This is a genomic window from Chryseobacterium oncorhynchi (assembly GCF_002899895.1).
GTDB lineage: Bacteria > Bacteroidota > Bacteroidia > Flavobacteriales > Weeksellaceae > Chryseobacterium > Chryseobacterium oncorhynchi.
The window spans coordinates 397,248-419,307 of the sequence record NZ_PPEI02000002.1; the positions used below are offsets into that span (position 1 = coordinate 397,248).

Consider the following 22,060-nt stretch of genomic DNA (forward strand, 5'->3'; position numbering starts at 1 on the left):
TATTTATGGAAAAATCAGTGCCATTTGCAATATTTGCGACAAAATTAATTACCCATCACTGGCTGAAAATCTCAGATTTTATCGTGACTTAGAAAGTTACACGGACAATAAAAAAACTTGCGCCTTTGGGATTCTCAAACAAAAAAAGCGCACCCAATGGGCACGCTTTATATTATTTAAGACTGAATATTAGTGTAACTCAGCTAAGTATTTTTCTGCATCCATTGCAGCCATACATCCGCTTCCTGCAGCTGTAATAGCCTGTCTATAGATATGATCCTGAACATCCCCTGCAGCAAATACTCCCGGAAGATTAGTTCTTGTAGAACCTTTTTCAGTTAAGATATATCCGTTTTCATCAAGATCTACCTGACCTACGAAGATATCTGTGTTTGGTTTGTGACCAATAGCAATGAAGATTCCTTCAACTTCAACTTTAGAAGTTTCCTGAGTCTGATTATTGATGATAACAGCTCTTTCTACTAAACTGTTTTCTCCTTCAATACCAATTAATTCATGGTGGAATTTTACTTCAATATTCGGCGTATTTTCTACTCTGTGGATCATCGCTTTTGAAGCTCTGAAAACATCTTTTCTCACCAACAGTGTTACTTTTCTGCATAATTTAGCCAAATAAGTAGCTTCTTCAGCTGCTGTATCCCCTGCTCCTACCACTACAACGTCTTTTCCTCTGTAGAAAAATCCATCACATGTAGCACAAGCAGAAACTCCGCCTCCTGCATATTTTTTCTCATCCTCAAGACCTAGATATTTTGCTGTAGCTCCTGTAGAAATAATTACTGATTTTGCAAGGATCTCTTTGTTTCCTGCATAAAGTTTGTGAACTCCGCCAACTTCCTTAGAAAATTCAGCTTTAGTGATCATTTCGTAATGAACCTTGGTTTCAAATCTTTCTGCTTGTTTTTGCAGATCCATCATCATTTCAGGACCTGTAATCCCTGCCGGATACCCTGGAAAGTTATCAACCTCAGTAGTTGTAGTTAATTGCCCACCCGGCTCCAAACCTGTATATAATTCAGGTTTCAAGTCTGCTCTTGCTGCATAGATGGCAGCTGTGAAACCAGAGGGTCCGGATCCAACGATCACACAATCTAAAATGTTTTGCTCCATAATCTATTTGTTCAAAAAGATTTAATTAAATTAAGACTGCTAATTTCGTAATTTTTACTGTCTTTCTAAAGTTATTTTAATGATAGTTGTCAATATGAGATATGCAGATTGTCAATGAATAGGTGTAACGTGCAGACTTTGTGCCTTGTAAGAATTCCATTTAGAGATCAAAGGTATATCCAAATCCAAGCTGATATATTTCTACCCGGCCTATAACTATTTTTTTGAAATACTACTTCTGTTTTGATATCTTCAAAGTTTAAGAAAACACCTTAAACCTTCATCTTAATTTTATCTACATTGATAATCTTATATACCAGCTCCTTAATCAGTTCTGCTTCTCCCATATTTACGGCTCCAAGACCTTTTCCTTTCATATCAAATTCTCTTAAGATAGAAATCACTCTTGTAGCGTGTTTTAAAGGATAAAGTCTTGCACTTTCTGCATAATCCTTAATGAAATAAGGGTTCACTCCCATTTGGGAAGCAATAGTCTGGGGCGACTGCCCTGCCATTGTCTGATAAATAATAACGTTTGAAAAATAATTGTAAAGGCTTGCCAGCATCATTACAAAAGGGTTATTCTTAGGATTCTTACCCATAAAATGAGCAATTTTAAAGGCTGTATTGGCATTTTTTGTTCCCAAAGCCTTTTGAAGCTCAAAAATATTATACTCTTTACTGATTCCGATGTGGTTTTCAATAATAGTTCCGTCCAGAACTTCTCCATCTCTAAGGATGATTTTCAGTTTATTCAGTTCATTGGCAATTCTTGAAAGGTCATTTCCAAGATATTCTGCCAACAGATGAGAAATATTAGGAGCGGTCTTTATTTTAAGCTTTACACATTCATCAGCAATCCATTTGGGAAGATTACTTTCCTTTACAGATTCGCTAAGGAAAAGAGCTTTGGCTTTATCCAGAGCCTTGGCAGCTTTTTTTCTGCTATCCAGTTTCTTATGTTTGTGGGCAAAAACCAATACTGTGGAAGGAATGGGGTTTTCAACATAGGACTCCAGAATTCTGTTTTCATCTTCATTCAATTTCAGGTCCTGAGCTTCTTTCACAATAATCACCTGCTTATCTCCCATCATCGGAAACTGTCTCGCCAGGGAAAGGACTTCCTGATAAGAGGTATCTTTTCCGTAGGTAACCGTCTGGTTAAAGGCCTTTTCATCCTCTTCCAAAAAGTTATGTTCAAGGGCTTTTACGGCAACATCAATAAAGTAGGCCTCTTCTCCATGGAAAAAATAAATAGGTAAAACTTCTTTATTTTTAATATTTTTGAGGATTAAATCTAATTCTTTCATCTTATTAATGGAACTTCCAAAACTGAATTTTCAGGAAACTTTTGATTTTAAATTCAAGAAAGACAAAGATAAGTTTTTTATTTATGATTTGGTTCGTAAAACTTATCTTCTGCTCACTCCTGAGGAATGGGTAAGGCAGCACTGGATACATTATTATCTTACTGTAAAATCCTACTCTACATCGGCATTAATCACCGAAAAAAAGATTGTTCTAAATGGTCTAACCAAGAGAATAGACCTTTTGGTGACTGAAAAAACAGAGCCTATTATTTTGATTGAATGTAAGGCTCCCCAGATCAAATTAACCGAAAAAACATTTGAACAAACGGCCAGATATAACTCCATCATCGGAGCCAAGGAAATTATTCTGACAAATGGTTTACAACATATTCATGCGTATTATGAGGATGAGAAATATGTATTCTACAAACCAAAATAAAGATAAAATAATGGTAAACAAATTTAATAGTAAGAGTTAATATGAAAATAAAAAACATAATATTCGATTTCGGAGGGGTTCTGATGGATTGGAATCCCAGATATTTCTTTAAAGACTATTTTAAGGATGATGAAAAAATGGAATACTTTCTTGAAAATATTGCACAGGACGAATGGAACATTGAACAAGACAGAGGCAGAACTTTAGCAGAGGGAACCGAAATTCAGGTGAAGAAATTCCCTGAATGGGAAAAGGAAATCCGTGCGTATTATGATAACTGGACTACCATGCTGAAAAGCGATATTCCTCAAAATGTTGAGATTCTACGCAAGTTAAAGAATACGGATTATCATTTATTCGGATTGACGAACTGGTCTGCAGAAACGTTCCCCTATGCATTAGAAAATTATGATTTCTTCCAGATTTTTGATGGAAAAATTGTGGTTTCAGGAACTGAAAAACTTATTAAACCTGATCCTAAAATATGGTATGTATTGCTGGACAGATACAACATTCAGGCAGGTGAATCTGTTTTTATTGATGATAATCCTAAGAATATTGAAATGGCACAATCTCTGGGTTTTGAAACCATTCAGGTTAATCCTGACACCAATCTTGAACAGGAACTTGCCGGGTTAGGTATCACACTGTAAAATATTCTATATTTAAAATATAAAGAACCTCGATTAAGTTATTTTCGTAATTTAGTTGAGGATTTTTTTATTGATATGAGGATCATTTTACTTTTATTACTATTGACAACTGCTAGTTTTAAGGCTCAAAATAGTAAACATCAACGCAGAATACTTAAACCCATTACAAAATAAAAATATGATACGTTCAATTTTATTAACCACATTTCTCATGGCTTCAGGAACAATATTCAGTCAAAACCTTACAACGGTTTCATATAAGGATGGCGCACAAAATCTGAATGGTTTAATTACTTCCAACGCAGGAAAAAAACTTCCGGGTGTTTTGATTTTACCGGCATGGAAAGGTATTGACCAAGAAGCAAAGACTGCTGCTATCGAACTTGAAAAACAAGGGTATATTGCTTTTATCGCTGACATTTATGGTGAGGGTAAAATTCCTGCCGACAATGAAAGTGCAGCTAAAAGTTCAGGATACTACAAGCAGAATTACGCGGAATATCAAAAAAGAATTTCTCTTGCTCTGGAGCAACTGAAGAAAAATGGTGCTATTTCTGATAAAACAGCTGTTATTGGATATTGCTTTGGAGGAACAGGCGCTTTAGAATCTGCAAGAGGCAATTTACCTGTGGCGGGAGTAGTTTCTATTCACGGGAGTCTGGGAAGAGATCAAAGCAGAAAAAATGAGAAATTAAATGCTAAGATTTTGATTGAAAATCCTGCTGATGATAAAAGTGTAACACCTGAGGATTATAGTAACCTCATCAAGGAAATGAATGACGGAAATGCCGACTGGCAGATCATTACCTATGCTCATTCCAAGCATACCTTTACAGATCCCAAATCACCGGATTATAATGAGGTAATGGCTAAAAGAGCATGGAATCATACCCTCCTGTTTTTGAAAGAAATACTGAAGTAAATTCAATATATCAGTTTAACAATGTACCAAAGCTTCGATGTAAATCATTCATTGGTACATTGCTATATTGGTAATACCTACTATTATTGCTGTTTTGCTTCTAGTTCAACTTCATATTTTTTAGAAGAATATTTCGTCAAAGAACCTGTTGCAGCATCAATTCCTACCCCTATTGCTCCTCCAAAAAGAATGTTCAGCAATGTTACCGGATTAAATTTCTTGTCCAGCTTAACTTCCTCACTGTTAAATCCTTCTTTTTGAAATGTAATGGTTTGTTTACTCAATGATCTTGGGATCTTTGTAGTACAAGGTGTTACACATTTTTCAAGACCTTTATGAAATACGGTAGCTCCTTCAGGATTGGAGGTAAAGGTAATTGGGTCTTGTGTTCCGGTAAACATGGTAGCACAAGAAGTTGTAGAAAGCGCGATGCCTAACAATAGTACAATTGATAATTTGTTTTTCATATATTAATTTAAGTATGCTGAATAATTTTCAGCGCGCGAACTTACAAAATAATTAATGACAACAGGCATTAACAGGCAATAATATCTTCGACTAAAATATAACTGACTGATATTTAAAATATTTTTTTGATCATTTTAATCAAAATATTGTATTCAGTCTTAAAAACAAAAAACTATCTCAAAAGTGAGATAGTTTTTTTATTGTTCTATTGTATTGTAGCTAGTGCACCAACAGTAAAGAATCATTATCTATATACCACGTAAAAGAATCTCCCTTGCATTCAGGGCAAATTTGTGCAGCTGTAAATGTATTAATCTACACGTTCTTCTTCCCTGTTCACCAGTTCCATAGAAAAGGCTGGAAGACAAATAGCAAGATATTCACATGGTTCTGAAAACGGATTACTATAACGGATTCTTGCTCCTTTTTCAATAAGGATGCTGCTTCCTTTTTCAAGTATTACAATCTCACCATCTATTTCAAACTGTTTTTTTCCTGAAATGATATAAGTAAACTCGTCAAATTCAGGAGTCTGATGTGGCTCACTCCAATCTGGTGGAGCAACCATATGAGCGATGGAAACATTAGAATTTCCGGTAGAGTTTCCCCAATGTTCTTCAATCAGCTTTCCGTCTGTAGTAGGAACTACGAATGGAGATTGCTGGATTTTATATTTCTTCATTTCCAGTCTTCTTTTTTAATTTCGTATACAAAATTAGTTCTTGTAGGTTCTGCAAAATAAGCGACTTCCTCTTCGGCTATTTTTACTCCTCCCAGTCTTTCCAATGCTGTTTGCGAACGGAAATTCTCCTTTCCAATGTGAAAATGAACCTTGTCTACAAACTGAAAAATATAATCCAACATCAGCTTTTTAATTTTTGGATTAATACCTTTCCCCCATGATTTGGTTCCATAGAATGTATATCCAATGAAAATATGGCTGTCATTTTCATCAAAATTGTAATAACGGCTACTTCCCAGAACATCTCCGGTTGCTTTTTCAATGATTTTAAAAGCCCCTTCACTTTCGATGGCACCTCTGAAAAAATTTTCAAAAACTTCTCTCTGATAACGATCCTTGTTAGGATGCTGCTCCCATACTTTAGGATCGGATGCTACTTCATATAAAGATTCAAAATCCCCTTGCTGTAAGGGGATTAATTGAAATTCTTCATTCTCTAAAACGGGCTGAACAGAAAAATTCATTATTTAGCTCTTTTTAGTAGAATCTGATTCTATTTTCTTGATTTCTTTCAATTTGTCCGAAATCTTGATGACAGTGTCTAATTTTGATGGCTTCAAAGGAACTTCTGCCTGAGCCATATCCCATTTGATCACTAAATTTCCTGTGTTTTCGTCTGTAGGATTCAGGGTAATTTCAAACCACTCCTGTTTGTCTGTTAGTTTATTAACCGGTACGGTAACATCTACTACGTCCTGCTTAGGATCATAAGTATAAGCTCCCCACTGTTGGAAATCTTTGTTCAGGATTACTTTCCATTCTTTTTCTGTAGGAATGATGAATAATCCGTAAGTTCCCGCAGGAACTGTTTTCCCACCGAAATTAACGGCCTGTCCGAATGTAACTTTCGTAGACGAGTTAGCTCCTGCTCTCCAAACCTGGCCATAAGGAACCAATTCTCCGAAGATCTTACGTCCTTTTACTCCTGGTCTTCCGTAGTCGATAGAGATTTTAGACATTGAAAACTGCTGCTCAACTTTCTGACGCGGACTTGCTGCCGGTACAGAATAATCTTGTGCAAAACTGAATGCTGAAACTGAAATGCAAACTGCTGCTAATAACTTTCTCACGTGTAAATTTTTGTTTAAAATTACAAAAATCAAAACAAAATAGCTTTCTCTAATTCCAATAATTTTTGTTTTCTCCAGATTCCGCCTGCATAGCCCACCAATTCACCATTGGACCCAATCACCCGATGGCAGGGAATTAAAATAGCAATCTTATTAATGCCATTGGCTGTTCCTACAGCACGTATAGCCTTGGGGTTTCCGAGAAATTCCGACTGTTGTTTATAAGTTCTGGTCTCTCCCATCGGAATCTCCCGAAGAAGCTGCCACACCTTTTCCTGAAACTCTGTTCCTGTGATAAATAAGGGAACTTCAAAATGATCTCTCTTTCCTTCAAAATATTCTGTCAGTTCATTTTCCAACTGATTAAAATGGAGGTGTTCTTTTTCTACAATTTCAGCGTTCAATGCCTTTGATAAAGATTTGAACTGTTTCTCCATATTCTTCCGGTCTGTAAATTCCAGAAGGCAGATGCCTTGGTCTACGGCACAAGCTATCATCTCTCCCAATGGAGTTTGTATTGTTTTTTGGTATATGATTTCCATTAATATAAAATTAGTATTTTTTGGAGTTCATATTCGCTGCTTTTAAATATTATTCAAAATTCTTTCTACCTGAGCTATATGCCTCGCATTATGATAAATAACAAAACGGAAAGTGTCGCCTAATTTTAAAGTGATTAATTTAGAAATACTGATGGCTGTTTTTGTTTTTTCCAGATCAATGTGCTGTGCTTTTTCCAATAGTTCCAGTAAAAGTTGCTGCTGTTTAACAAATTCATTCAATACATCTTTATTCAATTGGCTATGGATAGGATTCATTGCTTTTAGGGTCTTCATCTTGTTCAGTTTTTCCTTGGGAAGCATACTTTTAGCAAAATAGTTCCCTAAAATCCCTGGTTTGAAAGTGGCTTGGGCAGAAGTTTCGGAAGAAGATATTCTGTGACTGATTTCCGGAATATAAAAATCTCCGTATCGGTTAAGATGTTCCAGACATTCCAATGCACTCCAGCTGTCTGTAGAAATTCTGAAGTTTAATTCATTTTCAGGCTTTTGCAAAAGTGTTTGGACATATTGTAAATGATTTCCGGTTCTATCTTTTAACTCTTCTAATAATGGTGTGGTTGAAATTTTCATCTGTTTATTTTTACATTTTTAAAAGGAAAATGGAACTAAACATATCATTACGGTATATTATTCCATTGTTTCTTTTTATGCAAATTTCAGAATTGGCTGGTTCTTAAATATTGATTGAACTCAAGATTTTTTGAGCCTTGACAAGGTTTCCGGAGACATTCTAAGATAATTGGCAATATATTTATTGGGGACTTCCTGAAATAGCTTGGGGCTTCGTCTTAATACTCTTTCGTATCGCTCTTTTGGTGAATTGATCAACAGATCTTTCTCTCTTTCAAGCTGCTGTAATACGAGATCTTCTAAAGTGTGCATCCAAAATTTCATATGCTCTTCATGAGACTGAATAAATTCATAGAAATCCTTTTTGGAAGCCACTTTTACTGTTGTTTTCTTTATTGCCTGAATATAAAGATCCGACGGTTTTCCTGAAAGAAAAGAATCCAGGGAAACAATAATATTTCCTGTATAGCCAAAACGGATGATCCTTTCTTCATTTTCATCCATCATGAAGATCCTTACACTTCCTTTTTCTATAAAATAAATAGAAGTATCTGTACTTCCTGAAGTTTTCAGAAATTCATTTCGCTTGAATTCCTTAGGTAACCAATGAATTCCACTTTGAAGTAATTTTTCAATCATTTCGCTTTATTATTTGGTGTTCCAAAGATAATGGGTAATTTTAATGGTTTAAACACTCATCACGAATAATGCTCAAAAAGATAAGTCTTTTATTTCTGCTTTCCATCGGGTTTTCCATTGTGAAAGCTCAAACAACCATCCCCTTTCGGATGACAAAATATAATAATATTATTGTAAAAGCGCTTGTTAACGAAAAGGATTCGTTGAATCTTATGTTTCAGATCGCCATGAAAGATGGTTCTATTTCTCCGGAACGAAAGCAAAAAGCAGATCATATCATTTTCAATAAGGATAAAATAAGTGATCATAATACGATCAATATTGGAACTTTACACTGGAAAGATATCCGTTTTTTTGATGATGAATTAACGGGCCATGAAGCAGATGGAAAGATTGGAACAGGCCTTTTTGACGGAAAGATTTTCAAAATTGATTATGATAACAACCAGTTTGTTATTTATGATAAAATCCCTGACCTTACAGGATTTCAACCGGTTAAGATCCTTCTGAACCAACAGGCTTTTTATATTTCAGGGGACAATATCATTGACGGAGATCAACAACAAGAAGCTTATTTTTTACTCCAATCCGGATATTCTGGAGGAGTTTTATATAGTAATGAATTTGCCGAAAAACATCAATTAAATGATAAACTAAAGATTTCCGGAGAAAAAACACTAAAAAATTCAAGTGCAGAAAAGCTGGTAATCAAACAAGGAGTTCTTCCTTTTTTTAAGCTTGGTAATTTTGTTTTTAAAGATGCATCTGTCGGATTTTTCGCAGGAGAATTGAAAACACAAAATACCAGTTATTTTGGAGCTGATATGCTCCGCCGATTCATCTGGATCTTTGATGCAGACAAAGAAATGGCCTATATTAAACCAAGTAAATACTATTCAGAACCCTATTATAAGATAAATTAAAACTTACGATATTCAAAAAAATCTTAATAATGAAAGTTAATACAGCCTTAGTGCTTTTATCGTTACAACTGATCGTTATCAGCTGTAAAAAAGATGAAAAACAACCTGTTCAGAATCAAAACAATGTACCAAGTGATTCTATAAAAACAGTAGCGAAGAAAGAAGATGAAATAGATTTTAAGAATTTTCACATTTTCAATGTTTCCACCATGCAGCGTAATGAGCTGATGGACACCTTTATCTCTGTATCTGATATTTACAGTGATTCTAACTCTGTTCCGGCAGATATACTTAAAAAACAAAAGGAGCTTCCTTTTGATAAGCTGTCCTATCTTGAGCTGGATGAACAGCACAAGCAAAAGATGCTTACAGGAATTCACCTCACTGAAAACGACTCTCTGTATCTTTACAACTATGGGTCTAATAAGCTTCAAAAACTTCCGGTACGTCAGTTAAAAGCTGTTGCCTATTTATCTCCTTATACCACTGAAGGGGAAGAAATTGATGCAGGTTCTTATATGCTGGGCTTCCAGATTGACAGCCAGAAAAGCAATGAGATTTTTGATAAGTATGCAAACGTTGTTGCTTATTTTGGAAACAAGAATCCATTTGTAGAAAATAAGATGAAGATGATTAAATGGGAAAAAGCAGGGACTGATGTTCAGAAAAAATATTTCTCCGGTTCAAAGCTTAGATATGGAGGTACTTTCCAAGCTAAATATGATAACATGACCTATTATGTACAGGATCTTCTTGAAGAGTATGGAACCCAGGAACGCAAACTACTGGTCATTAATGATCAGAATGAAAAAATATTTGAAAAAACCTTTTCCATGGATGATGGCACAGAATTCAATCCTCTTGAGAAAATGGAAAATGATGAAGCCCATAATTATGCACAATGGACTGGTCATCTTTTTAAAGGAAAAGCTCCTGTAGTCTTTGGTTTTATATCTCCATCTTTTGGATGCCCTGTCATTACATTTATAGATAAGGAAAAGACCGAGCTAAGTGTTAATTGTGACAATAGACATTAATCAGACAAAAAAGAATATATAGCATATCAAAAAAAGCAAATCTGTAAATAATACAGATTTGCTTTTTTATTTTAGCCTTAAAAATTATGGGGCAGATTGAATAATACCAATCTACCCCACTTTCCATCCTATTTATAGCATTTCAATTATTTAATCTTAGGATAAAGTTTGTTTTTCAGGTTTATGAAATAGGTTTCTGACTCTTTAAAGTCGTTGCTTTTCATGAACTTAAGAACTACATTCAGATAGGCTTCTGACGGAGTAAATTCGACACCCATTTTCCCAGAGAACTTTTTATAATCTTCTTCCAGTAAGCCCGGATTTTTGGCAAGCTGCTTAATATCTGTTCGGAACCCTTTAAATATAAATTTTAAAGCTTCATAATTCCCCGGATACGAAACTGTTCCATGTACTTCTCCCTCAAAAAAGCGGTGCTTATAGTTCAGAGTTCCGTTTTTCTCTACAATTCCTTTAAATTCTTCAATGGCTTGCGTCATATCAGAGTTCCAGTTTTTCTGTTGTTCTTCATTGTCGGCCTGAGAAACATAGAGGGATTTATTGACAGGAAATTTCTTATTCTTTTCCAAATAATCTTTTGTTCTGGAGATGGTAACCTTATTATCCCACCATAAGCTTGGATCATTGGCCACATAGGCATTGAAGTAATCCGGATGAGAAAGAAAAACATTGATGGCAAAAAGACCACCGAATGAGTGTCCCACCAATACAGAATAATCCTGAGTTCTATAGTTTTTACTGATAAACGGTTTTAGTTCTTCCTGCATGAATTTTACAAAATTTTCACTTCCCCCGCTGTCAGCAAAAAGGGTTATATTAGGATTCACAGGACTTTTCTTTCCAGCCTTTGTAGGGGTAAGATCTCTTGTTCGCTCTGTATTTTTAATTCCGACCACAATACACTCCGGAATATCTGCATAGGGAGTTCTTGCTACAAAATCTGCCATCCCAGTGTAATATTCAAAGTTTATTTCTCCGTCTAAAAGATAGATTACAGGGTACTTTGCCAGGCTGATTGTATTATCATTATAGGTTTTTGGAAGATGAACTGAAATTTCTCTGTTTTCATTTAAAATCTTTGAAAATAGAGTCTGTTTCTCTCCTATTACAATTTTTTCCTGAGCATGCCCAAGTGTAAAGAATGAAAATAGAGATAGATATAAAATTTTAAACCAATTGTTCATGGTGTGATTCTTTTCTGTGTTGATGAATATTATTAATTTCTTTTCCTTTTTTAGTTGCTTTATTTCGTCTTCCCCACCAGATCAGAAATCCAGTAATCGGTAGACTGGTACAGATAATTCCGATGACGAAAGTGAAGATCTTTCCGAACATTCCGCCCCAGTAGCCTACATGCAGATCGAAATTCATGTGTTCAATCACTTCATGCATCTGAACTTCTTTCGGATAGTTGATTTCATCTCCCGTATATTTACTCACTTCTTTACTTTTCCCGTCAGAAATGCTTTTTAAGCCTATAAACTTAGCAGCAATTACGTTGTAAACCGTCGTAGAATCCTTTCGTGGGACACTCATTCTGATCTGCTTTGCCTGAGGAATTTCTTTAAAATTTCTGTCAATAAAGTCGGTAAAAGACAACGCTTTTTTATCAGGATCAAATTTAGGCTCATACTTTTCTGCAATCTTATGAGGGTCTGCAACTCCTCCGAAAGCTTCCTGAGTAAGATCTGTTAAAACCTTATAGGCCATAATTAATCCCGTAATGGTAATAAATACTGCCGGTAATAATGAATAGAATCCGAAAACATTATGAAAGTCATAGTTTTTTCTACGCCATTTTGTTCCTGATTTAATTTTAAATGCGGTAGTTCTCGTTGTTTTGTTCCATTTTTTTGGCCACCAAAGAATCAGGCCGCCAATCAATTGAACAAAAAAGATGATGGATGCTACTCCCACCACTGTTTTCCCGAATTTACCAGCTAATAATTGAGCATGAATGTGAGCTACCACGTAGAAAAATTCATAGCTTTTCGTAGAACCTATTACTTTTCCGGTATACGGATCAAGATAATGATAAGCGAAAACTCCTCTTGGACCTCGTTCTTTTGGTTTTGCTGCTTTATCTGCATTTTTATCCTTAGGAGGTTTAGTTGCCGATGCTACCCTAAAAGTTCTGTCTGCTTCCTTATAAGTATCAAAGTAAAAAGCTTTTCTGTCCGGAACCTGCTGATGAAATTGTGCCAACAGCTGTTCTGGTGACATTTTTTTCGCATTGGCCGGAGCCTGAACGTATTTTGCACTTCCACCGCACAAGTCAATGATTTCATCACAGAAGACAAATACAGTTCCTGAAAGTGTGACCGTAAGTACAATAATTCCGGAAACTAGTCCGAGCCAGAGATGCAGCCATCCTGTGATTCTTTTGGTGAGGGATTTTCCCTGCTTTTTCTTTGTATTAGTTTTTTTGTTTTCCATATCCAGTTTTGTAAATGATTTCAAAAGTAACCGCTCACTAAAAGATTGATGTATGCCGGATATACGCAAAGACGAAAAAAAAGGATTAGTAAGTTTGAGTTATAAGATGTAAGAATCTGAAATTGATCAAATTTATGAATGCGTGTTAAAAATCTAATTATTAAATATATGATTTTCTTACACCTTAAAAACGTTATAATCGCCTCAACGGCTTTGCGTTCTCCAGCACATAGTTATTTTGAAAAAATATTTTTTGTTTTTAAGTTTTTTAAAATTTGAATGCAAAATTGGCAAGAATTTCTCTTGGCTTCTGTGGCTGACCATAGAAGTTCCAGTACATCTCATTCAAGGCATTGTTCATCTTCAAACCGATTCTGTATTTTTTCTTGTCATAGAAAATAGTGGCTCCCACTGAAGTATATGATGGTGCCAGAAAATGGTTTCCAATGTTGATATACGTTTTATCTACAAAATTAAATCCTGCTCCAAATCCCAGCCCTTCAAAAGCTCCATTCATCATTTTATAACTCGTCCAGAAGTTGGCTACATGCTTAGGTGTCCATGCACTTCTTTTTCCTGCATCTTTGCTTCTGTCATCAAATTTATTATCGTTATAACCATAGCCTGCAACAATATTCCATCCCTTAACAGGATTTGCTACAAGATCTATTTCAAAACCTTGGTTCTTGATATTTCCATCTTGAATATAAAGTCCGGTAATTCCTGATGGGTCAGCAATCAGACGATTTTTAATTCTCATGTTGTAATAACTTACCGTGGTTAAAAGTTTTTTTCCAAATAAATCAACTTTAAAACCTGCTTCAAACTGATTCCCTTGTTCAGGTTTATATTCAATGAAAGTGTTTCCTGATTTGTCTCTTGAATCCCTTGTAGGAGCTACGTTTTTAAAACCGTTTACATAATTTGCAAAGAATGAAATTTCATTTTTAACGATCTCATAAACTAAACCGAATTTCGGAGCAAATTGAGTTTGTGTGTATTCGCCCTTACCTTCTACCCCATTGGTAATGATATTGTTATTTTTATAATTATCCATTCTTAAACTCGCCATCACCAATAGGTTATCTGTAATATTAAGAACATCAGAAGCGTATACACTGAATGTTCTGGATTGGGTAACGTCGTAGTTTGTTGGCTTTATAATACTATTTGGATCGTTGGGAATTCTTTCCAGGTTTTCTACTAAACTTCTGGATATTGGCTGCCACGGTGAAGACTCGTTCAGCTTAATGATATCGTAGGGCGCAAAAACAGATCCTTTTGTATCATCTTTTGAAGTTTTAAACATACCATACTGATTTTTGGTGGTCTGCTGATAGTAATCTAACCCTACAACCAAACGGTTTCTAAGATTTCCTATTTTAAAGTCTCCAATAAAGTTCTGCTGAATATTATCTGTTGTAATTTTATAGCTGTCAAAAGGACGAATTCCTCTGCTTACTGTATTATTATCAACATAACTTAAAACAAGAAATATTGATCCGTTTTCATTAGCTTCACCTCTTTGATACGATGTTCTGGAAGTCCATTGATCATTAAACTTATGGGTAACTTCAGCCATTGTTACAAAATTGGTCCTTTTTGATCCAATGTCGTTACTTGTAAATGATCTGTCATGCGCTCCTGCAAGGTCTTTCATAGAATGCAATGTCAGTTTTTCAGATTGTCTTACAAAAGCATTCAGTGTTTTTTCCGGTGAATGGAATTCTGTATCCAATGTTACCGTTGTTTTATCGCTTACCTTATATAAAATACTTCCTGAGAAAAACAGACCTTTGTTATATCCTGCATCCTGGAAAGAATCTTGAGAATAGGCTGCCACATTAAATCTCGCTAAAGCTGTTTTTTCTTTATTTAAAGGAGTGTTTACGTCTGCTGTAATTCTGTTCATTCCCCAACTTCCGGTCGTATAGTTGATGATTCCACCGAAGTTCTCCTGTGGCTTTTTAGTCACCACATTCACAACACCACCATAGTTTGCTAGGGTTCCTCCAAATAAGGTTCCTGATGGTCCTTTAATTACTTCTACTCTTTCAATATTGGCAATTTCCGACTGTACTCTTGGGTTTTGAGTCAATCCGTTTCTGAAGCTTGCATTAGAACTAAAACCTCTCAAAAAGACATCATTTCCACTGTCATTCACACTGTTGCTTACTACCACTCCCGGCGCTGAAGCCATTGCCGTGTTGAAATCTGTAGCGCCCATTTCACTGATAATTTCTTTTGGGACCAGATTGTAAACGGTTGGATTTTCAAGGTTTTCCAGTGGAAGCCTTGCCACTGATTCGGATTTTTTGGTTCTGTAGTTATGAGTTCCCTGAAGTGATACGGACTGGATCTCAGCCACTTTTAGGGTATCACTTTCCTGTGCATAGAGCATGGTTACTGCCAATAAAGATGCAGAAATAATAGTTTTTTTCATTTTTATAATTAAGCTTGTGTTGCAAAATTAACTTATTTTTATTAATTCTAAATAAAAATATGACACAAATCATAAAATGTGTTAATGAAAAAAGTCCATAAATAAAGGGTTTCCGAATAATCGAAAACCCTTTATCTCCTCAAAGTATGATATTTTTAGGCTGAATATTCACCTAAATACTTTACATTTTTCATAAAAATCAGCGCAAATTTTCTTATACTATTGCAGCGCTCATCATTGACATATAATAGTTGGCACAATGCAGTGAAATCATCATTAATACTTCCTTATTGGATAAATTTTCAAAGGTATCGGAGGTTATCATCTGATATTCATTGCCCATTAAATTCCATTTAAAGTTTGGCTTCATAATCACCAATTCAGAACCTATTTTGTCTGTTAAAACAAATGATTCTTTAAAAATTCCTCTATGTTTAAAAACATAACTTTCTTTTACTCCATCAAAATAGGTCTGCACAATAATTTCTCCATTCCAGTTCATTCTGAATTTCAAGAGAACTTTTTCGCCATCTTTTAATTCAATAGTTGTTCCCCAAAACCCCTTTGGCTCTACCTGATAGCTTTTATAAGCCGCAATATCTATTATTGCATTAAACTTAAACCAATTCTTGTAAGAAAGTGTTCCTATTAATGTATTGTCTTTTGTAACTTCAAAATTCAAGGAACTGTTTGATTTTGCATAATATTCTGCCATGGTTATATTTTAATTTGGTGGAATTTTTATTAGTCTTTAAAAATAATAACAACCTGAATTTTAACGCTCTAATTTATAAATAATTCGGTAAAAATAAATGTATTTTTAAGCTGGTATGATAAAAATACTTGATAATGAGTTGGGAGTTATGCTTTTTTCAATCAAGTTTTTCATAATAATGATTTGAATCTGCATTTAGAATAATCTTAGGTTTTTCAAAAAAACCATTTAAAAAATAGGTTTTATAAACAGCTGGCTGACCAAAATCTGTATAATGAAGTTCTATTTCAGGATTTAATCCATTATATAATTTATATGTACCCATTCCATAAAATTTACTTTTAAATGTATTGTCTTCATATAAAACTAAAGTATCAGCGGTATGAGGAGCTTCCACACAGCAAATTGGCTCATCAAAATTCATGTTAATATATTTTCCATAGATATCCTGCTTTTTTAATGGAAAATTGATATTGAGAATAAATACAACTCCTAATACAAAAGTGAGTGCAAAAAGTATTTTTTTCATAGAATAATTAAGAATGTCACAATATTATTTTTAATCGAAATATTTACTGCCCTAAATTATAGAATTTATATAGAAAAACCTCATAGATTTCGGCGATCTATGAGGTTTAAATTATTTTCAGATCAATTTTATTCAATCTTTGTTAGTGTCATTGTTTCATCATGATCTATACTACCAGGCCTTTTCCCATTCATGTTTATCAGCATAAGGAATTTTGAATCGTTAACCGGAACGATAATTCCTAACAGTCTTCCTTTTTCCTGATTATCTTTTAATGCAATAAAATCAATCTCAATTGGCGTTTTATCCATATCAATTTTATATTTCAGTTCTCCTTTCTGTCCATTATTAGGACCTCCGTGGATGATAAAATTCTTGCCGTCAATCTCTTCCCCATTAATTGTAATGGATACATATCCATCTTTTGTAAAGCCTGCTTTGCCTTTACTCTTCCAGTAATCAATGGATTCCCAACTTCCTACAATGTTAAACTGGGATTTTTGAGCTTTTGCCTGAAAACAAGCAATAAGAGTGAACGCTATTACGCTTTTTAGAAAAGTCTGTTTTATTTTTAAATAAGAATTCATATTAAACGGCTAATTAATTTTAAAATCCAAAGCTGACGGATTCATTATCAATTGCTTTTGAGATGGGATAACTGTAATTGATCTTTATTAATTTTTTAGAGCCAGTCAGGTTTTAAATATAAAAATCAGTTAGCCAAGAACATCCTGCAAGTTCTATTATGAAAATAAAACTTAAAAATCCTATGGTAATTGACTTTATCCTCATTGTATTGAAGTTTAAATGGCTTTTGCAAAAGTAAACACAATTCTTTGTTTTCCCGGATTAATTGATAAAAAACCCCGCAAGAAAACTTACGGGGCTTATACTATTTATTTTGTATTCGAAATTACATCGTCTCCATTTTGAAGCTCATGCTTTCAATTACTTTTAAGATTGCTTCTACTGTATCCATTGATGTTAGACAAGGAACACCGTTTTCCACACTCATTCTTCTGATCTGGAATCCGTCTCTTTCAGCTTGTTTACCTTTTGTAGTAGTATTTACCACATACTGAACTTTTCCTTTCTGGATCAAATCAATAAGGTTTACACTTTCTTCTCCTATTTTGTATCCAATTTTGCAAGGGATTCCTTTTTCTCCAAAGAATTTCGCTGTTCCTTCTGTAGCCCAGATTCTGAACCCTACTTCATGGAATCTTGCTGCAAGAGCTGCTGCCTCATCTTTGTGCTTATCTGCTACTGTGAAAAGGATAGACCCATGCATAGGAACTTTTCTTCCTGCTGCAACAAGACCTTTGTAAAGCGCTTTTTCAAGGGTTGTATCTTTCCCCATAACTTCTCCTGTAGACTTCATTTCTGGGCCTAGAGAGATGTCAACCTTTGTTAGTTTTGAGAAAGAGAATACCGGCACTTTTACAAAGACTCCTTCTTTGTTTGGAACTAAACCATCTTTATAACCTAGATCTGTTAGTTTCTGACCTAAGATTGCTTTTGTAGCCAGGTTAGCCATTGGAACCTCTGTGATTTTGGATAAGAAAGGAACTGTTCTTGAAGAACGAGGATTCACCTCGATCACATATACATTTCCTTCGAAAAGTACGTATTGAATGTTCATCAATCCAATAACTTTAAGACCTTTTGCCAATCTCTTTGTATAATCTACTAAAGTATCAATTTCGCTTTGTGAAATATTCTGTGGCGGATATACTGCGATAGAGTCTCCGGAGTGAACTCCCGCTCTTTCGATGTGCTCCATAATCCCTGGGATTATCACTGTTTCACCGTCACAGATTGCATCTACTTCAATTTCCTTTCCTACCATGTATTTGTCAACCAAAACAGGGTGCTCAGGGCTTGCGTCTACCGCGTTCTCCATATAGTGAGCCAGCTCTGCTTCTGCGTATACAATTTCCATTGCTCTCCCTCCAAGAACGTAGCTTGGACGAACCAATACCGGATAACCGATTTCGTTGGCAATTTCTATTGCTTCTTCCTTAGAAGTTGAAGTTCTTCCTTTTGGTTGAGGAATCCCCATCTCTTGTAGAGCTTTTTCAAATTTATCTCTGTTTTCAGCTCTGTCAAGGTCTTCCAGAGAAGTTCCTAGGATCTGCACTCCGTGAGAAGCTAATTTATCAGCAAGGTTAATCGCTGTCTGCCCTCCAAACTGAACAACTACTCCTTTTGGCTTTTCAAGATCGATAATGTTCATTACATCTTCTTCTGTAAGAGGCTCGAAGTATAATTTATCTGAGATTGAGAAATCTGTAGAAACCGTTTCAGGGTTATTATTGATGATGATCGCTTCGTAACCCATTTCTTTAATGGCCCAAACTGAGTGAACTGTTGCATAGTCAAATTCAACTCCTTGTCCGATTCTTATTGGTCCTGAACCAAGTACAATAATTTTTTCTTTATCTGAAACTACACTTTCATTTTCTTCTTCGTATGTTCCGTAGAAGTATGGTGTTTCACTTTCAAATTCAGCAGCACAAGTGTCTACCATTTTGTAAACCGGCATCACTCCGTTTTCTTTTCTGAAATTGAAAATTTCGCGTTCTTTTACATCCCAAAGAACAGCAATATTAACATCTGCAAATCCTAACTTTTTAGCCTGGATCAGCGTTTCTTTGTCAAATTTATTTTCAGCAATTACTTTTTCGAAGTCAACTAATTTTTTCAGTTTCCAGATGAAGAATTTATCAATTTTACTCCATTCTACAATCTGTTCCCAGTCGTAACCTCTTCTTAAAGCATCACCAATGATGAATAATCTTTCATCATCACAAACTCTGATTCTTCTTTCGATTTCTTCAGCAGTAAGTGCCTGAGCTTGTTTTGTTTTTAATCCTAAATGCTTGATTCCTGTTTCTAAAGAACGGATTGCTTTTTGTAAAGACTCTTCAAAGTTTCTTCCAATTGCCATTACTTCACCCGTTGCTTTCATTTGGGTAGAAAGTCTTCTGTCCGCAGTTTCAAATTTATCAAACGGGAATCTTGGGAACTTAGTTACCACATAATCCAGAGCAGGTTCGAAACATGCGTATGTTTTTCCTGTTACCGGGTTCATGATTTCATCCAGTGTTAATCCCACCGCAATCTTTGCTGCAATCTTTGCAATTGGGTATCCTGTTGCCTTACTCGCCAACGCTGATGAACGGGAAACTCTTGGGTTTACCTCAATGATATAATAGTCGAATGAGTGTGGGTCTAAAGCCAACTGTACGTTACATCCACCTTCAATTCCTAAGGCTCTGATGATTTTAAGAGAAGCATTTCTCAATAACTGGTACTCTCTGTCTGAAAGCGTCTGAGATGGCGCCACAACAATTGAGTCTCCTGTGTGAACCCCTACAGGATCTATATTTTCCATGTTACAAACCACAATCGCGTTGTCGTTTGCATCACGCATTACTTCGTATTCAATTTCCTTGAAACCTGCGATTGATCTTTCAATAAGACACTGGGTTACAGGACTATACTTCAAACCAAGTTCAGCAATTTCTTTTAATTCTACTTCTGTGGCAGCAATACCACCTCCGGTACCTCCCATTGTAAAGGCAGGGCGAACAATCACAGGGTAGCCAATCTCGTTAGCAAAGGCAATAGCTCCCTCTACTGTATTTACAATATCAGACTCAGGAACCGGTTCGTTCAACTCTCTCATCAATTCACGGAAAAGGTCTCTGTCTTCTGCTCTGTTGATGGCAGAAAGCGTCGTTCCTAATACTTCCACTTTACATTCTTCAAGAATTCCTGATTTTTCCAACTCAACTGCCATGTTCAGTCCTGTTTGACCTCCAAGTGTTGGTAATAATGCATCCGGACGTTCTTTTCTGATGATGTGGCTTACAAATTGTAATGAAATCGGCTCGATATATACTTTATCAGCGATTTCCACATCCGTCATGATTGTTGCAGGGTTTGAGTTGATCAAAATTACCTTGTAGCCTTCTTCCTTTAAAGACAGACAAGCCTGCGTTCCTGCGTAATCAAATTCAGCTGCCTGACCAATGATGATAGGTCCTGAACCGATTACTAAAATTGTTTTTATATCTGTACGTTTTGCCATTTTTCTTTTTTTATTAGAGTCAAGAATCTAGATTCTAAACTTCGTATTTTTTACTTTTACTAAGATTCACAATGTTATTTTGTCATTCTATAAAAATCTAACCTTTTAATTGTTGAGATTCTTCATTACATTACTGCTTCATTCAGAATGACAGATAGCCGTGTTACTTTTTAAAGTCTTCCATCATTTGAATAAACTCATCAAACAGGTAGTTTGCATCCTCTGGGCCTGGGCTAGCTTCAGGGTGATACTGAACAGAGAAGCAAGGATGAATCTTATGTTTTAGACCTTCGTTTGTTCTGTCGTTCAATGCGATGTGCGTTTCGATAAGGTCTGTTCCTTTCAAACTTTCCTGATCTACTGCGTAACCGTGGTTTTGAGAAGTGATTGCTACCGTATTTTTCTCTAGATCCAATACTGGGTGATTTCCTCCTCTGTGTCCGAATTTTAATTTGAAAGTTTTTGCACCGCAAGCAAGACCGATCAATTGGTGTCCTAAGCAGATTCCGAAAATTGGAACTTTTCCTAATAACCCTCTGATCATATCTAAAGCGTGTGGCACATCTTCCGGATCTCCAGGACCGTTTGAAAGCATGATCCCATCTGGATTCATTAGTAGAATTTCTTCTGCTGTTGTATCATGAGACACTACAATGATATCACAGTTTCTTTGTGATAATTCTCTGATGATTCCCAGTTTTGCACCGAAGTCTACCAATACTACCTTGAAACCTCTGTTTGGGTTTGCATAAGGTGTTTTCGTAGAAACCTCCTCTACCTGATTGGTTGGGAAGCTTGTAGATTTCAATTCTGAAACTGTTGCATTTTCATCAGCATCAGCGTTTACAATTTTTCCTTTTACCACTCCGGAATTACGAAGAATTCTTGTTAGTCTTCTCGTGTCAATTCCTGAAATTCCTGAAAGGTTTTTCTTTTTAAATAATTCATCTAAAGTGATCTGAGTACGGAAATTGGAAGGAAGATCGCAAAGTTCTTTTACGATAAGCCCTTTGATTGCCGGCTCGATACTTTCATAATCATCACGGTTAATACCATAATTTCCGATAAGCGGATAGGTCATACAAACTATCTGACCGCAATACGATGGGTCAGAAATCAATTCCTGATACCCTGTCATTCCGGTATTGAAAACTACTTCTCCTGCAGTTTCCAATTCTGCTCCGAAACCTTCTCCATGAAACACTTCACCGGACTCCAGTATTAATTTTTTCTTCATTTTTAAAAATTAGATTTTCTATTATTTTCTTTTTGTACAATGTCAGCTGTAAAATGTATCTTACTTGCTTTCTATACTTTTACTATTCTTTTTTTGTATAATGTACTTCGTCCCGATTT

General features: G+C 35.4%; 22 protein-coding genes. 5 read left to right on the forward strand and 17 right to left on the reverse strand.

Annotation, left to right across the window (positions count from 1 at the left end):
• Nucleotides 1-189: 189 nt before the first annotated feature.
• Together trxB and holA are read right to left on the reverse strand one after the other, a co-directional pair.
• A complete protein-coding gene (trxB, locus tag C1638_RS07475) occupies nucleotides 190-1,131 on the reverse strand; it encodes a thioredoxin-disulfide reductase (protein WP_109619664.1) in 942 nt (313 codons plus the stop codon).
• 272 nt (nucleotides 1,132-1,403) lie between these two features.
• Complete coding sequence (holA, locus tag C1638_RS07480; protein WP_109619666.1) at nucleotides 1,404-2,441, reverse strand: DNA polymerase III subunit delta; 1,038 nt, start codon at nucleotides 2,439-2,441, stop codon at nucleotides 1,404-1,406.
• A 7-nt stretch (nucleotides 2,442-2,448) separates the two neighbouring features.
• Between holA and C1638_RS07485 the strand changes: the two genes are divergently transcribed.
• From C1638_RS07485 to C1638_RS07495, 3 genes are all read left to right on the forward strand, one after another.
• Nucleotides 2,449-2,880: a type I restriction enzyme HsdR N-terminal domain-containing protein gene (locus C1638_RS07485; protein ID WP_109619668.1), complete on the forward strand. Its 432-nt coding sequence runs from the start codon at nucleotides 2,449-2,451 to the stop codon at nucleotides 2,878-2,880.
• 41 nt (nucleotides 2,881-2,921) lie between these two features.
• Nucleotides 2,922-3,533, forward strand: coding sequence for an HAD family hydrolase (locus C1638_RS07490; RefSeq protein WP_109619670.1), 612 nt, complete (start codon nucleotides 2,922-2,924; stop codon nucleotides 3,531-3,533).
• A 178-nt stretch (nucleotides 3,534-3,711) separates the two neighbouring features.
• The gene (locus tag C1638_RS07495; RefSeq protein ID WP_109619672.1) at nucleotides 3,712-4,455 is read left to right on the forward strand and encodes a dienelactone hydrolase family protein; all 744 of its coding nucleotides are present in this window, start codon (nucleotides 3,712-3,714) and stop codon (nucleotides 4,453-4,455) included.
• Between the two features lie 83 nt (nucleotides 4,456-4,538).
• Here the strand turns inward: C1638_RS07495 and C1638_RS07500 are convergent, their stop codons facing one another.
• From C1638_RS07500 to C1638_RS07530, 7 genes are all read right to left on the reverse strand, one after another.
• The gene (locus C1638_RS07500) at nucleotides 4,539-4,922 is read right to left on the reverse strand and encodes a peptidase associated/transthyretin-like domain-containing protein (protein WP_123838357.1); all 384 of its coding nucleotides are present in this window, start codon (nucleotides 4,920-4,922) and stop codon (nucleotides 4,539-4,541) included.
• 311 nt (nucleotides 4,923-5,233) lie between these two features.
• Nucleotides 5,234-5,605 carry a cupin domain-containing protein gene (locus C1638_RS07505; RefSeq protein WP_109619676.1) on the reverse strand — a complete coding sequence of 124 codons (372 nt, stop codon included), beginning with the start codon at nucleotides 5,603-5,605 and terminating at the stop codon, nucleotides 5,234-5,236.
• Complete coding sequence (locus tag C1638_RS07510; RefSeq protein WP_109619677.1) at nucleotides 5,602-6,129, reverse strand: GNAT family N-acetyltransferase; 528 nt, start codon at nucleotides 6,127-6,129, stop codon at nucleotides 5,602-5,604. The genes C1638_RS07505 and C1638_RS07510 overlap by 4 nt, the downstream gene beginning before the upstream one ends.
• Before the next feature lie 3 nt (nucleotides 6,130-6,132).
• On the reverse strand, nucleotides 6,133-6,735 hold the full coding sequence (locus tag C1638_RS07515) for a DUF2911 domain-containing protein (protein ID WP_109620614.1): 603 nt from the start codon (nucleotides 6,733-6,735) through the stop codon (nucleotides 6,133-6,135).
• 29 nt (nucleotides 6,736-6,764) lie between these two features.
• On the reverse strand, nucleotides 6,765-7,277 hold the full coding sequence (locus C1638_RS07520) for a methylated-DNA--[protein]-cysteine S-methyltransferase (protein ID WP_109619679.1): 513 nt from the start codon (nucleotides 7,275-7,277) through the stop codon (nucleotides 6,765-6,767).
• Between the two features lie 42 nt (nucleotides 7,278-7,319).
• Complete coding sequence (locus tag C1638_RS07525; RefSeq protein ID WP_109619681.1) at nucleotides 7,320-7,868, reverse strand: DinB family protein; 549 nt, start codon at nucleotides 7,866-7,868, stop codon at nucleotides 7,320-7,322.
• Nucleotides 7,869-7,988: 120 nt separating this feature from the next.
• Nucleotides 7,989-8,507, reverse strand: a complete 519-nt coding sequence (locus tag C1638_RS07530; RefSeq protein WP_109619683.1) for a Crp/Fnr family transcriptional regulator — start codon at nucleotides 8,505-8,507, stop codon at nucleotides 7,989-7,991.
• A gap of 68 nt (nucleotides 8,508-8,575) precedes the next feature.
• On the opposite strand from C1638_RS07530, the gene C1638_RS07535 reads away from it, so the two are divergent.
• The gene (locus C1638_RS07535; RefSeq protein WP_109619684.1) at nucleotides 8,576-9,430 is read left to right on the forward strand and encodes a hypothetical protein; all 855 of its coding nucleotides are present in this window, start codon (nucleotides 8,576-8,578) and stop codon (nucleotides 9,428-9,430) included.
• A gap of 29 nt (nucleotides 9,431-9,459) precedes the next feature.
• Nucleotides 9,460-10,467 (forward strand): hypothetical protein, encoded by a 1,008-nt coding sequence (locus tag C1638_RS07540; protein WP_109619686.1) that lies wholly within the window; start codon nucleotides 9,460-9,462, stop codon nucleotides 10,465-10,467.
• A 146-nt stretch (nucleotides 10,468-10,613) separates the two neighbouring features.
• Here C1638_RS07540 and C1638_RS07545 read toward each other — a convergent pair whose 3' ends face one another.
• The 8 genes from C1638_RS07545 to C1638_RS07580 form a co-directional block, all read right to left on the reverse strand.
• The gene (locus tag C1638_RS07545) at nucleotides 10,614-11,669 is read right to left on the reverse strand and encodes an alpha/beta hydrolase (protein ID WP_109619689.1); all 1,056 of its coding nucleotides are present in this window, start codon (nucleotides 11,667-11,669) and stop codon (nucleotides 10,614-10,616) included.
• Complete coding sequence (locus C1638_RS07550; RefSeq protein ID WP_109619690.1) at nucleotides 11,653-12,921, reverse strand: PepSY-associated TM helix domain-containing protein; 1,269 nt, start codon at nucleotides 12,919-12,921, stop codon at nucleotides 11,653-11,655. Before C1638_RS07550 ends, C1638_RS07545 begins: the two co-directional genes overlap by 17 nt.
• A 268-nt stretch (nucleotides 12,922-13,189) precedes the next feature.
• Complete coding sequence (locus C1638_RS07555) at nucleotides 13,190-15,364, reverse strand: TonB-dependent siderophore receptor (RefSeq protein ID WP_109619692.1); 2,175 nt, start codon at nucleotides 15,362-15,364, stop codon at nucleotides 13,190-13,192.
• Nucleotides 15,365-15,578: 214 nt separating this feature from the next.
• Nucleotides 15,579-16,079, reverse strand: coding sequence for a hypothetical protein (locus C1638_RS07560; protein ID WP_109619694.1), 501 nt, complete (start codon nucleotides 16,077-16,079; stop codon nucleotides 15,579-15,581).
• Nucleotides 16,080-16,236: 157 nt separating this feature from the next.
• The gene (locus tag C1638_RS07565) at nucleotides 16,237-16,608 is read right to left on the reverse strand and encodes a hypothetical protein (protein WP_109619696.1); all 372 of its coding nucleotides are present in this window, start codon (nucleotides 16,606-16,608) and stop codon (nucleotides 16,237-16,239) included.
• Between the two features lie 128 nt (nucleotides 16,609-16,736).
• On the reverse strand, nucleotides 16,737-17,195 hold the full coding sequence (locus C1638_RS07570) for a hypothetical protein (protein WP_109619698.1): 459 nt from the start codon (nucleotides 17,193-17,195) through the stop codon (nucleotides 16,737-16,739).
• Between the two features lie 326 nt (nucleotides 17,196-17,521).
• On the reverse strand, nucleotides 17,522-20,704 hold the full coding sequence (carB, locus tag C1638_RS07575; RefSeq protein ID WP_109619700.1) for a carbamoyl-phosphate synthase large subunit: 3,183 nt from the start codon (nucleotides 20,702-20,704) through the stop codon (nucleotides 17,522-17,524).
• Between the two features lie 163 nt (nucleotides 20,705-20,867).
• Nucleotides 20,868-21,941, reverse strand: a complete 1,074-nt coding sequence (locus tag C1638_RS07580; RefSeq protein WP_109619702.1) for a carbamoyl phosphate synthase small subunit — start codon at nucleotides 21,939-21,941, stop codon at nucleotides 20,868-20,870.
• Between the last annotated feature and the right edge of the window lie 119 nt (nucleotides 21,942-22,060).